The organism is Martinezella dioscoreae, from assembly GCF_009176305.1.
Lineage (GTDB): Bacteria > Pseudomonadota > Alphaproteobacteria > Rhizobiales > Rhizobiaceae > Rhizobium > Rhizobium dioscoreae.
In genome coordinates this window covers 181452-193850 of the sequence record NZ_BLAJ01000005.1, presented here as the reverse complement: position 1 = coordinate 193850, position 12399 = coordinate 181452, and the positions used below count along the sequence as shown (strand labels likewise).

The 12399-nt window shown below is 60.1% G+C and carries 11 protein-coding genes; all 11 read left to right on the top strand.

Features of this window, described 5'->3' with window-relative positions:
- Positions 1–34: 34 nt before the first annotated feature.
- The 11 genes from argS to GDN47_RS21695 all read left to right on the top strand — a co-directional run bounded on the left by argS (position 35) and on the right by GDN47_RS21695 (position 12255).
- Positions 35–1795 carry an arginine--tRNA ligase gene (gene argS, locus GDN47_RS21745; RefSeq protein WP_152094229.1) on the top strand — a complete coding sequence of 587 codons (1761 nt, stop codon included), beginning with the start codon at positions 35–37 and terminating at the stop codon, positions 1793–1795.
- A 61-nt stretch (positions 1796–1856) separates the two neighbouring features.
- The gene (locus GDN47_RS21740) at positions 1857–4628 is read left to right on the top strand and encodes an SPOR domain-containing protein (protein ID WP_152094228.1); all 2772 of its coding nucleotides are present in this window, start codon (positions 1857–1859) and stop codon (positions 4626–4628) included.
- Between the two features lie 124 nt (positions 4629–4752).
- A complete protein-coding gene (nagZ, locus tag GDN47_RS21735) occupies positions 4753–5766 on the top strand; it encodes a beta-N-acetylhexosaminidase (RefSeq protein WP_152094227.1) in 1014 nt (337 codons plus the stop codon).
- Positions 5767–5840: 74 nt separating this feature from the next.
- Entirely contained in the window at positions 5841–6638 is a 798-nt protein-coding gene (locus tag GDN47_RS21730) for a segregation and condensation protein A (RefSeq protein WP_069612288.1), read from the top strand.
- 46 nt (positions 6639–6684) lie between these two features.
- Positions 6685–7377, top strand: coding sequence for an SMC-Scp complex subunit ScpB (scpB, locus tag GDN47_RS21725; protein WP_152096194.1), 693 nt, complete (start codon positions 6685–6687; stop codon positions 7375–7377).
- Between the two features lie 244 nt (positions 7378–7621).
- Complete coding sequence (locus GDN47_RS21720) at positions 7622–7828, top strand: twin-arginine translocase TatA/TatE family subunit (protein ID WP_069611973.1); 207 nt, start codon at positions 7622–7624, stop codon at positions 7826–7828.
- Between the two features lie 54 nt (positions 7829–7882).
- Entirely contained in the window at positions 7883–8608 is a 726-nt protein-coding gene (tatB, locus tag GDN47_RS21715; RefSeq protein ID WP_152094226.1) for a Sec-independent protein translocase protein TatB, read from the top strand.
- Entirely contained in the window at positions 8605–9426 is an 822-nt protein-coding gene (tatC, locus tag GDN47_RS21710; RefSeq protein ID WP_113333673.1) for a twin-arginine translocase subunit TatC, read from the top strand. Before tatB ends, tatC begins: the two co-directional genes overlap by 4 nt.
- Before the next feature lie 107 nt (positions 9427–9533).
- Positions 9534–10817 carry a serine--tRNA ligase gene (gene serS, locus GDN47_RS21705; RefSeq protein WP_152094225.1) on the top strand — a complete coding sequence of 428 codons (1284 nt, stop codon included), beginning with the start codon at positions 9534–9536 and terminating at the stop codon, positions 10815–10817.
- Positions 10818–10832: 15 nt separating this feature from the next.
- Entirely contained in the window at positions 10833–11597 is a 765-nt protein-coding gene (surE, locus tag GDN47_RS21700; RefSeq protein ID WP_069611977.1) for a 5'/3'-nucleotidase SurE, read from the top strand.
- Positions 11598–11601: 4 nt separating this feature from the next.
- Positions 11602–12255: a protein-L-isoaspartate(D-aspartate) O-methyltransferase gene (locus GDN47_RS21695; protein ID WP_069611978.1), complete on the top strand. Its 654-nt coding sequence runs from the start codon at positions 11602–11604 to the stop codon at positions 12253–12255.
- Positions 12256–12399: the final 144 nt, after the last annotated feature.

Here is a 12399-nt window from a genome sequence, read left to right as displayed (position 1 = left end):
TAGCGGCTCGCGAAGCTCATGCGTGGACGATATGATGAACCTTTTCACCGACTTCGAAGTAAGAATTAAGAACGCTCTCGAACAAATTGATATTGTGCGAGAAAAGCGATCTGAGCTCGACTTCGGACGTATCGGCGTAGAGCCGCCGCGCGATGCCAGCCACGGTGATGTCGCCACCAATGCGGCCATGGTTCTCTCCAAGCCGCTGGGCACGAATCCGCGTGCGCTTGCCGAAATCATCGTCGCCAAGCTGAAGGAAGATGCTGACGTTGCCGAGGTTTCGGTCGCAGGTCCAGGCTTCATCAATATCCGCCTCTCGGTCGGCTACTGGCAGCAGCTGCTGGCAACGATGATCTCCGAGGGCGAGAAGTTCGGCCGCTCCAAGCTCGGCGCGGGGCAGAAGGTCAATGTCGAATATGTTTCGGCCAATCCGACCGGACCGATGCATGTCGGTCACTGCCGCGGCGCCGTGGTCGGCGATGCGCTGGCAAACCTGCTGGCCTTCTCCGGCTATGAGGTGACGAAGGAATATTACATCAACGATGCCGGCTCCCAGATCGATGTGCTGGCGCGCTCCGTCTTCATCCGCTATCGCGAGGCGCTCGGCGAGCAGGTCGGCGAAATTCCGGCTGGCCTCTATCCCGGCGATTACCTCGTTCCGGTCGGGGAGGCGCTGGCCAAGGAATTCGGCACCAAGCTGCGCGGCATGCCGGAAGAGCAGTGGCTTCCGATCGTCAAGGATCGTGCCATCGATGCGATGATGGCGATGATCAAGGAGGATTTGGAGGCGCTGAACGTTCATCACGACGTCTTCTTCTCCGAACGCACCCTGCATGCCAATGGCGCGGCACTGATCCGCACCGCGATCAATGACCTGACCTTCAAGGGCTATGTCTACAAGGGCGCGCTGCCGCCGCCGAAGGGACAGCTGCCGGAAGATTGGGAGGATCGCGAGCAGACGCTCTTCCGCTCGACGGAAGTGGGCGACGATATAGACCGCCCGCTGATCAAGTCGGACGGCTCCTATACTTATTTTGCTGCCGACGTTGCTTACTTCAAGAACAAGTTCGACCGCGGCTTCAACGAGATGATCTATATCCTCGGCGCCGACCATGGCGGCTACGTCAAGCGGCTGGAAGCGGTCGCCCGCGGCGTTTCCGACGGTGCTGCGAAGCTGACTGTGCTGCTGTGCCAGCTCGTCAAGCTCTACCGCAACGGCGAGCCGGTGAAGATGTCGAAGCGTTCGGGCGATTTCGTCACGCTGCGCGAAGTCGTCGATGAAGTTGGCCGCGATTCGGTGCGCTTCATGATGCTTTACCGGAAAAATTCCGAGCCTCTGGATTTCGATTTCGCCAAGGTTACAGAGCAGTCGAAGGACAATCCGGTCTTCTACGTGCAATATGCGCATGCCCGCTGCATGTCCGTCTTCCGTCAGGCCAAGGAAGCCTTCCCGGATCTCGACATCGCCTCGCTTGATCTGTCGAAAGCTGTCATTGGCGCGATCTCCGATCCGGCTGAATTGCAGTTGGTTGCGAAGATTGCGGAATTCCCGCGAATCATCGAAGCTGCAGCACAGTCGCAGGAGCCGCATCGCATTGCTTTTTATCTTTACGATCTGGCCAGTTCCTTCCATGGACACTGGAATAAAGGTAAAGATTTACCGGAATTACGTTTTGTTAACGATAAGAACCGAGAATTGAGCATTGCCAGACTTGGGCTGGTGTACGCTGTCGCGTCGGTTTTGAAGTCGGGTCTTGGTATAACCGGGACCGCAGCACCGGACGAAATGCGATAAACGTCACCATTTACCCACATTGCGCTGGCATTAACTGTAGTGTTTGCGAGTGGAACGGGTGATGGCAGAAAAACAGTTGGCGTATCGCGCAAGCGGAAACGACGAGTTCTTTGCGGATGATGATCCGCTCGCAGAACTCGCTCGTATCGTGGGTTTTGAGCCGCGCCCCGCTGCTCAGGCAACTCCTGCGGCTCAACGGCAGGAGCCGGCCTTCAACCTGGAAGACGAGCTTCTTCGCGAATTCGAACGCTACGATACGCCGCGAATGAGTCCGGCAAATGACATCGCCGCTCCGGTCGAGCAGGTGTCACCGCCGAGCCATGAAGACGTTGCGCTCTCCGCCGAGCCGGTGCAGGCCGAGCCCAAGTTTGAAGAGCCGAAGCTCGAAGAACTTGCGCCGCAGCCTGTGGCTCCCGTGAAGCCGACGATCGGCGCTCGCGATCTGATCGACGAGCTGGAAATGTCGATCGCGCCGGTTCTGCAGCCAGCGCCGAAGGCCGCACCTGTCGAGCCGCAGGCGGCTGCGCCAGTGCCGAAGCCGACGCCGCAATCTGCTGCCGCCACCATACGGTTGCCGCTTGCCAACTTTGCCCTGGCAACGCCTGCCGCCTCGCATGAGCAGTTCACGCCGCCGGTCGCGCCTGCTGTTGCTCAGCCGGCGCCGAAAGCCACGTCTGACGAAGCGCTGTTCGATGATGCCATTGATTTCGAGGCGTTTGATCCTGTCGAGCCTCCGCGCGCTCCGGAAGCCGTCTCGCAGCCTGCTGCATCCCAGCCGGCTGCGGCCGTCTTCCAGGCATCAGAGCCGCCAAAGGTCGCGAAGGCCGATCCGGCTGCGCTTTCCGCCGAGATCGACGCTCTGCTGGCCGATGTGAATCGCTATCCGGTTCCATCCAGAGCCAATGCGCCTGCAGCGAAGGAAGAGCCGGATTTCGGCAATTTCAGTGCGTCGTTTTCCGAGCCTGCAGAGTTGTCCGCCGCTCCCGTGGCAGCCGCACGGCATGAAGAGCCGAAGCCGATTACCTTCGGTGCGGAGGATCCTTTTGCCGGTCAGGACTTTGAATTCGATCTGGCCGATATCGAAATGGAACTTGCCGGCCTCGATTTCGCTGAAGCCGAAAAGTCTCCCGCTGCTCATCAGCCGGCTCCGGCCGCTCCGATCGCAGAGCCGATCCTTTCTCGCGCAACGCCGGTCGCTCCAGGCCCCGCCGCTCCGGTGATTGCCGCCGCAGCGCCGCAGCCGATGCGACCCGCACCGACTCCGGCTGCGCCTGCCGCAAATGTTGCTCATGCCGCAACCACGGCAGCGCCCGTATTTGAGGCCGACCAGCCTCTGCCGTTCGATCCCACGGAAATCTCCGAGACGGAGGATCGTGTCGAGACCTTCGAGGGTTCGCACGTTCCGCATCTGCCGGCGATCGAGCCGGAGGAGCCGATCGCTGTTCCGCCGGAATTTGATTTCGATCTCGATTCGGAAATGGCGAGCCTGCTCGGTACGCCTGCCAAGGAAGCCGCACCCGAGCCGATCAAGCCGGCCGTTGCCGCCGCACTTGGCGGTGCTGCCGCCGCCGCTTCCTGGTCCAAAAATGCGGCAGCCCAGCCTGCTGCGCCCGTCGCAAAGCAGCCGATCGAGGAGTTCGACGAGTTCGAGCGTGCGCTGGAAGAAGACTTCCGCCGCAGCTATCGCGAGGCGGCTACGCCTGTCGAGAACGTAGCCAGGATGACGTTGAACCCCGCGGCCAACCGTCGCCCGGTCCGCTCCGTGCGCGGCATGGTAACGACTGCAGCCGTCATCGTTGTTCTTGGCGTCGGTGCCTATGGCGCCTACAGCTGGGTCCGTCACGGCGCGCCGATCTCCAGCTTCTCCGGAGAGCCGCGCGTGATTGCGGCCGACAGCGATCCTGTCAAGGTCGCTCCGGAAAATCCGGGTGGCACCGTCGTTCCGAATCAGGACAAAGCCGTCTACGATCGCGTCGCTGGCGATAGTACGGCGGCGCCGAAGCAGAAGGAGCTTGTCTCCTCCAACGAGCAGCCGGTTGATGTCGTCCAGAAGACGCTGATCCCTGAGGCGGTATCGCCTGACGATAGCGATGGCGATCAGGTGACGTCGACGCCGGTCGGTGAAACCGAAGATCCGCGCCTGCTGCCGAACCAGAATGGTGGAAACACCAACGTCGCCGCCAACAACGACGATCAGGTGCCGTCGGTCTCGCCGCGCAAGGTGCGCACGATGATCGTCAAGCCTGATGGCTCGCTGGTGCCGCGCGACGAGCCGGTTGCCGATACGGCAGCGCCAGCGGCCAAGCCGGCGAACAATCAGGTCGCATCTACAAGTTCGCGCCCGTCTCCGGCAAATGCCCCGGCAGCGGCCCAGTCGGATAATACCGATGCTGCCAGCGCTGAGAGCACGCCGATCCGCGTCGTCAAGACGAACCCGGTCCCGACGGCACGTCCGGAGCCCGCCGCCAAGGCCAATACGGCTGCTCCGACCCAGGAAGCTCAAGCACAAGCTCAGCCCAAGGCTCAGCCGAAGCAGGTCGCATCGGCTAGCCCGGCGGCAGCCCCGGCTGCGACCTCTGCCGCGGGCGGCGGCGCTTACGGCGTGCAGATCGCATCCCTGCCGACCGAAGCCGACGCGCAGAAGTCGCAGGCGAACCTCAAGGTCAAGTTCGCTAGCGTCATCGGTAACCATCCGCTGGAGATCCGCAAGGCGGATATCGCCGGCAAAGGCACCTACTATCGCGTCCGCGTCGTCGCCGGCTCGAAGGATGAGGCCGCGGCCATCTGCACCCGCTATCGCGCAGCCGGCGGCACCTGCCTGATCTCGAAGTGAGATCGGATATGAATATTGGAAAACGGCGGGCATTGGCTCGCCGTTTTCATTTGTAGGGTGCTGTTCCTGTGTATCCCAGCTTGACCTCACTCGCATTTCCCAGCGCAAGCCTTATGATTCGGGTATGACCGAATCGAAATCCATGATCCTCGGCTGTAGCGGCCACACCATCACGCCCGAAGAGCGATCCTTCTATAAGGGGGAGCAGCCATGGGGCTTTATCCTGTTCGGACGCAATATTTCCGAACCGGCACAGATCGCCGATCTCGTTGCGTCTCTGCGCGATAGCGTCGGACGCGACGCTCCGGTTTTCATCGACCAGGAAGGCGGCAGGGTGCAGCGCATTCGCCCGCCGATCCTGCCGCATTATCCCTCGGGGCAGGCACTCGGCGACATCTATCGTCAGGATCGCGAACGAGGCCTCCGTGCCGCGTGGCTGATGTCGCGGCTTCATGCCTTCGATCTGCTGAAATTCGGCATCAATGCCGATTGTCTGCCGGTGCTGGACGTGCCCGTGGAGGGATCGAGCAACGTCATCGGCAATCGCGCCTATGGCTCCGATCCGGTAACAGTGACCGAGATGGGGCGTGCTGCGGCGGAAGGTCTGAAAGCCGGCGGTATGCTGCCCGTGATGAAGCACATGCCTGGCCATGGCCGCGGTTTTGCGGATTCGCATCACGAGTTGCCTGTCGTCTCGGTGCCACGCGCGGAGCTGGAGGCGCATGATTTCGCTCCCTTCGTTGCAATGAAGGACGAACTCATGGCGATGACCTGCCATGTCGTCTTTACCGATATCGATCCGGAAAACCCGGCCACGACGTCGCGCAAGGTGATCGAGGAGATCATCCGCGGGCATATCGGCTTCAGGGGCCTGCTCCTGTCGGACGATACCTCCATGAATGCGTTGAAGGGCACGATCGGCGAACGTGCAGCAAATATTATTGCGGGCGGATGCGATATCGTGCTGCATTGCAATGGCGTCATGGACGAAATGCAGCAGGTGGTTCGCAATGTTCCCGCTTTGGCGGGGATATCGCTGAAACGGGCCAAGGCGGTCGAAGCGGCATTCGGCAGAAGTGATGGCGCCGATGAAGCCTCTATTCGGGCGGAATTCGACGCGATGTTCGCAGTGGCGTAAAACCGGACTTCGAGGAACGGGCGGGTGACAGAGTGAGCGGCAGCACGGACAAGCTTCAGCAGGCGGCAACGCCGATGGACAAGCTCTGGCAGGAGGGTGAGACACAGCGCGGCTCGCACGAGCCGTCGCTTGTCGTCGACCTCGCCGGCTTTGAAGGACCGCTTGATCTGCTGCTGCATTTGGCACGCAACCAGAAGGTCGATCTGTCCCGTATCTCCGTTCTAGCGCTGGCCGAACAGTATCTTCAGTTCATCGAGAGTGCGCGGCGTATCCGCATCGAGCTTGCGGCCGATTATCTCGTCATGGCCGCTTGGCTCGCCTATCTGAAATCCAAGCTGCTGATCCCGCAGCAGAGCAAGGAAGACGGACCGACCGGCGAGGAGATGGCGGCGACGCTCGCCTTCCGCCTGAAGCGGCTGGAAGCCATGCGCGATGCTGCTACCGATCTTGTCAATCGCAACCGCCTCGGCCGCGATATCTTCGCGCGTGGCGCGCCGGAACATATTCCGGATCGACGCCAATCCGCCTTCGATGCCAGCCTCTATGATCTGCTCACCGCCTATGCGAGCCTGCGTCAGCGTCAGGCCGTGACCCAGGTAACGATCGAGAAGCGCCGTGTCTGGTCGCTGGCCGATGCCCGCGTTATTCTGGACAGAATGATCGGCGAAATCACCGATTGGACGGCCTTGGAACATTACCTGCTGAGTTACATGACGACTTCGAGCGAGCGGGTGACGGCGATTGCCAGCGCCTTTGCGGCATCGCTGGAGCTGGTGCGCGAAGGGCAGCTGGAAATTCGCCAGGAAGGCGCGTTTCAGCCGCTTTACATGCGGCGCGGGCCGAAGCATTCGTCACTGGAAGCAGCGGAATAGGGCAGGAAAGCGCGTGACTGAACCGGACGACGAGCAGCAGCAGCATGTGGAGCACGAGGCGGAAGCGCCCGATGTAGACGATCGTCGACTGAGCGAGGCCGAGCGGATTGCCGAAGCGCTGGTCTTCGCCTCAGCGCAGCCGGTTTCCGAGGCCTTCATTGCGGAGCGCGTGGCGCGTGGGGTCGATATTCCCGCCATCATGCAGAAACTCAAGGCCGATTACGCCATGCGCGGCGTCAATCTCGTCCAGGTGGATGGCGCCTGGGCCTTTCGCACGGCCGCGGATCTCTCCTTCGTGATCCGGCGCGACGAGAGCGAGGTGCGCAAGCTGTCGCGTGCGGCGCTGGAGGTGCTGGCCATTATCGCTTACCATCAGCCTGTCACACGCGCCGAGATCGAGGATATCAGAGGCGTGCAGACCTCCAAGGGCACGCTTGACGTTCTTATGGAGTCTGGTTGGGTCCGCTTCCGTGGCCGTCGCCGCACGCCGGGGCGACCGGTGACCCTTGGCACGACGCGCGATTTCCTCGATCATTTCGGTCTCGAAGAGCTGCGCGATCTGCCCGGTCTCGAAGAGTTGAAGGGGGCGGGGTTGTTGTCAGGCCGGATTCCGGCCAATTTCAACATTCCCTCGCCGTTGATGAGCGACGAGTTGACCGAAGACGAAGATCCGATCACGCAGATGGATCTGGAGGAACTCGGCATCCTGCCGCCGAGCGGCGCAAGCTCCAGCGATTGAGCGTTGGCCGGCTCGTTCAAGGGGTTGCAACCCTATCTGCGGATTTTCGCGAAACTGCCGGCAAAGTCTCTCTTTCGCCATCAGCGGGTGCGAATATAACAATCATCCTCTCGGCTTGGAGACGCTTGATCGCCCGCATCGGCGCTTGTCATCCCGATATGCGTGGATGCATTGCATTTTGGTGTTTGAAAAACATCCGCAAACGTCTTACATCGAAAAGACACTGTAATTGGGAGTTAAAGCAATGGGTTCTCTAAGCATATGGCACTGGCTCATCGTCCTGGCCATCGCGCTGTTGTTGTTCGGCCGTGGAAAGATCCCGGAGCTGATGGGTGATGTCGCCAAGGGCATCAAGAGCTTCAAGAAGGGCATGAACGACGACGAAGATACGTCGACATCCGCGTCGACGGCGTCCCGTACGGTCGAGCATAAGGCTGACGAAACGAAGTAATCATGTCGGGCAGGCGCAAGCTGAAAGGCTTGCCGTTAGCCCAGGAGCCTTTGCATGTTCGATATAGGCTGGTCCGAGCTGGTGGTTATTGGCGTCGTGGCCTTGGTGGTGATCGGCCCCAAGGAGTTGCCGTCGACATTGCGGACCATCGGTAAGATGACGGCGCGGGCCAGGAAGGTCGCTGGCGAATTCCGCGCTCAGTTCGACGAAGCCATGCGCGAGGCGGATCTGGATGATGTGCGCCAGACGATTGCCGATGCGCAGAAGCTCAATCCGGTCAATTCGTTGCGGGAAGCCATGAACCCGCTGCGCGAAATGGGCAATGAGATAAAGGCTGACCTGCAGCGTGCGGCAACACCGGATAAAGCGGCCCCGGCCGCGACACCATTGCCGTCCGAGCCGGTTCCGGGTGTGACGTCCGGCCTGCCGGAAGCACTTGCGGCCACATCCACAATGCCTGCCGTTTCGAGCGATCCGTCGCCAGCGGCGGCTCCAGAGGCGGTGGCAGCAGTCGTCCCTCAGCCGGTGGCCGCTGTGAATGACGCAGTAGAGAAGCCGAAGGCCCCTCGTAAACCTCGCGCTAAAGCCCCGGCAAAGACCGAGGATGTTGCGGCTGCCGCCGTCCAGACGCCCGTCGTCACGGAAAAACCAAAGCGAGCCCAGCGCAAGGTCGCGGTCGCTGCTGCCGTAGAGAAGACGCCCCCAGCTCCCAGGAAGCGTCCGACTGCTACAGCCAGCAAGGCGACGCCTAAAACGCCCAAGAAGAAGGACCAGGCATGACGGGTGACATCGACGATAAGCCGCAACCGCTTATCGAACACCTTATGGAATTGCGCACACGGCTCATCTGGTCGCTCGTGGCTTTTTTCATTGCCTTCATTGGCTGTTTCGCAGTGGCGAAGCATCTCTTCAATTATCTGGTCTATCCTTATAAGTGGGCCGTCGAATGGGCTCATCTCGATCTCGCGAAGTCAGAGCTAATCTACACCGCGCCACAGGAGTTCTTCTTCACCCAGGTGAAAGTCGCCATGTTCGGCGCCTTGGTAATTTCCTTCCCGATCATCGCTTCGCAGATCTACAAGTTCGTCGCGCCCGGCCTCTATAAGAACGAGCGTAATGCCTTTCTGCCGTTTTTGATCGCTTCGCCCGTACTTTTCCTCATGGGGGCAGCACTCGTCTATTTCTTCTTCACGCCCATGGTGATGTGGTTCTTCCTGAAGATGCAGCAGACGGGTGGCGACGGTCAGATCGGCATTGCGCTGATGCCGAAGGTCTCGGAATATCTGAGCCTCATCATGACGCTGGTCTTCTCTTTCGGGCTCGTCTTCCAGCTTCCCGTCATTACCACGCTGCTGGCACGTGTCGGCTTGCTGACGTCGGCCTGGCTCGCGGAAAAGCGCAAGTTTGCCATTGTTTTCGCCTTCATCGTCGCTGCTGTGCTGACGCCGCCGGATCCGATGTCCCAGATCGGCCTTGCACTGCCGACAATCCTTCTCTACGAGATTTCCATCTACGCGGCGCGACTCGTAGAACGCCAGCGTACCCGGCAAGCGCTCGAAGAGAGTGGCGGAAGTTCCGATATCGCCAAGACGGATTAACGTCCAGGCGGGGAGGCCTTCGCCTCGTTTCTCAGGTATTTGCCGGTTCGACCTCCGACCGAAGCCTCGGTCGGAGCTGTACTTATGTCAAACGACCTGGAACGAAGATGCTTGATATCAGATGGATTCGTGAGAATGCCGAGGCTTTTGATGCAGCGCTTGCCAAGCGCGGTGCGGAGCCTCTGTCGCAAAGCCTCATAGCGCTCGACGAGAAGCGCCGATCCGTCATTCAGTCCGTCCAGGATATGCAATCCCGCCGCAACGCCGCCTCCAAGGAGATCGGCGCGGCGATGGCGCAGAAAAACAGCGAGCTTGCCGAGAAGCTGAAGGCGGAGGTTGCCGACCTCAAGCTGTCGCTTCCGGCTGCGGAGGAAGAAGAGCGCACGCTGACGGCCGAGCTCAATGATGCGCTGTCACGCATTCCGAACATACCGCTCGAAGACGTGCCCGTCGGCAAGGACGAGCACGACAACGTCGTCAAGCATGTCTGGGGCGCCAAGCCGACCTGGAACCATCAGCCGAAAGAGCATTTCGAGATTGGCGAAGAACTCGGCTATATGGATTTCGAACGCGCGGCAAAACTGTCCGGCTCGCGCTTCACGGTGCTGACCTCGCAGCTTGCTCGTCTTGAACGCGCACTCGGTCAGTTCATGCTCGATCTGCACACAAGCGAGCACGGTTATATCGAAGTTAGCGCGCCGCTGATGGTACGCGACGAGACGATGTTCGGAACAGGTCAACTGCCGAAATTCGCAGAAGATTCGTTCAAGACCACGGACGGTCGCTGGCTGATCCCGACGGCTGAGGTATCGCTGACCAATCTCGTCTCCGGCGAAATTCTCGATCAGGAGAAGCTGCCGCTGCGCTTCACCGCACTCACGCCGTCCTTCCGATCGGAAGCAGGCTCGGCCGGTCGCGATACCCGCGGCATGCTGCGCCAGCATCAGTTCTGGAAATGCGAGCTGGTGTCGATCACCGACGCCGAAAGCTCCATTGCCGAGCATGAGCGGATGACGGCTTGCGCAGAAGAAGTGCTGAAGCGCCTCGGCCTGCATTACCGCGTCATGACGCTTTCGACCGGCGACATGGGCTTCGGCGCGCGCAAGACCTATGATCTCGAAGTCTGGCTGCCGGGGCAGGATACTTATCGAGAGATTTCCTCTTGCTCCGTCTGTGGTGATTTCCAGGCCCGGCGCATGAATGCGCGCTATCGCGGCAAGGACGACAAGAACACCAAGTTCGTTCACACGCTGAACGGCTCGGGAACGGCCGTCGGCCGCTGCCTGATCGCCGTGCTTGAGAATTATCTCAATGCTGACGGCTCGGTCACTATCCCCGACGTACTCCTGCCATATATGGGTGGTCTGAAGAGGATCGAAAAAGCAGCATAATCAGGTGGTGGGGCGATGCGTATTCTTTTGACCAATGATGACGGCATTCACGCCGAAGGTCTGGCGGCATTAGAGCGCATCGCCCTCACGCTGTCTGACGATGTCTGGGTCGTTGCGCCTGAGACGGATCAGAGCGGCCTTGCTCACTCATTAAGCCTTTCCGAGCCGTTGCGCATGCGCAAGGTTTCCGACAGGCATTATGCGTTGCGGGGAACGCCGACCGATTGCGTCATCATGGCGATCCGCAAGGTTCTGGATATCAAGCCGGATCTCGTGCTCTCCGGCGTCAATTCCGGATCGAATGTCGCTGACGACGTCACCTATTCCGGCACCATCGCCGGAGCCATCGAGGGCACGCTGCAAGGCGTGCGCTCCTTTGCTTTGAGCCAGGCCTATCTTTATGAAAACGGCGCGCGCGTCGTGCCCTGGGAAGTGGCAGAAGCACATGCTCCGGCTTTGCTTAACAAGCTCATGAACGTCGATCTGTCTGACGGTACCTTCCTCAATCTGAATTTTCCGAATTGCCGCCCCGAAGAGGTCGACGGAGCGGAAGTGACCGCACAGGGCAATCTTGCCTTCAACGTGCAGGTCGAGGAGCGGGCCGATGGCCGCGGCTTCCCTTACTATTGGCTTCGCTTCGGTGAGCGGAGCGGCATCTTCCGTCCAGGGACCGATATTCAGGCGTTGAAACAAAATCGTATTTCGGTAACGCCTTTGAAACTCGATCTGACGGATTATTCGGCGCAAGACCGCGTGGCGCGGGCGCTCGGTATGGAGTAGCGGATTGACACCTCGTTTGGTGGAAAAGGAAGGCTTTGCGGCCGTGGTGTTGCGGCTGCGGGCGGAAGGCATATTGGACATCGATCTGATGACGGCGGTCGAGCAGACGCCGCGCCTGCCTTTCGTGCCGGCGCAATTTGCCGATGATGCCTATTCCAGCCGCACGATTCCGATCGATTGCGGTGCCTTCATGGAAGGCATCGATCTTGTGGTGCGTATTCTCCATGGCTTGAAGATCAAGCCTGGCCATCGCGTTCTCGAGATCGGCACGGGAAGCGGTTTCACTGCGGCTGTTATGGGACGAATCGTCGAGCGCGTGCTGACGGTCGATCGCTACAAGACGCTGACGACATCGGCGCAGCAGCGCATGGATACGCTTGGGCTGCGCAATGTCATCATCCGTCAGGCTGATGGCAGCGCCGGTCTGCCGGGCGAGGGCACCTTCGATCGCATCCTGGTGACGGCAGCTTTCACGACAATGCCGCGCTTTTATGCCGAACAGCTCGTGTCCGGCGGTTCGATGATAGCCCCGCTTATTATTGATGAGCGTACATGTCGCTTGGTGCGACTGACGAAGACGGGAAGCCGATTCGAGCGCGAAGAATTGTTCGACGTTCCCTATCAGCCCATCGTGCCGATGCTCGCCTCCTATCTTTGAGGCTCAATTCGGGCTGATGCCCCTATGAAACGGGCGCATTGGCGCCGTTTCATTCTCTATGGTTAGCAATTCCTCAAAAAAACACATGCCGCACCAGTGCTTTAACCGCATGGTAAGATTAACGCGCTTTAATCGACCCATAAT

Excerpts from the sequence above, each read along its gene's own strand:
- tatC (WP_113333673.1), top strand. The coding sequence starts at position 8,605 with ATGACGGGTGACATCGACGATAAGCCGCAACCGCTTATCGAACACCTT.
- nagZ (WP_152094227.1), top strand. The coding sequence starts at position 4,753 with ATGACCGAATCGAAATCCATGATCCTCGGCTGTAGCGGCCACACCATC.
- GDN47_RS21730 (WP_069612288.1), top strand. The coding sequence starts at position 5,841 with ATGGACAAGCTCTGGCAGGAGGGTGAGACACAGCGCGGCTCGCACGAG.
- GDN47_RS21720 (WP_069611973.1), top strand. The coding sequence starts at position 7,622 with ATGGGTTCTCTAAGCATATGGCACTGGCTCATCGTCCTGGCCATCGCG.
- surE (WP_069611977.1), top strand. The coding sequence starts at position 10,833 with ATGCGTATTCTTTTGACCAATGATGACGGCATTCACGCCGAAGGTCTG.
- serS (WP_152094225.1), top strand. The coding sequence starts at position 9,534 with ATGCTTGATATCAGATGGATTCGTGAGAATGCCGAGGCTTTTGATGCA.
- argS (WP_152094229.1), top strand. The coding sequence starts at position 35 with ATGAACCTTTTCACCGACTTCGAAGTAAGAATTAAGAACGCTCTCGAA.
- GDN47_RS21740 (WP_152094228.1), top strand. The coding sequence starts at position 1,857 with ATGGCAGAAAAACAGTTGGCGTATCGCGCAAGCGGAAACGACGAGTTC.
- tatB (WP_152094226.1), top strand. The coding sequence starts at position 7,883 with ATGTTCGATATAGGCTGGTCCGAGCTGGTGGTTATTGGCGTCGTGGCC.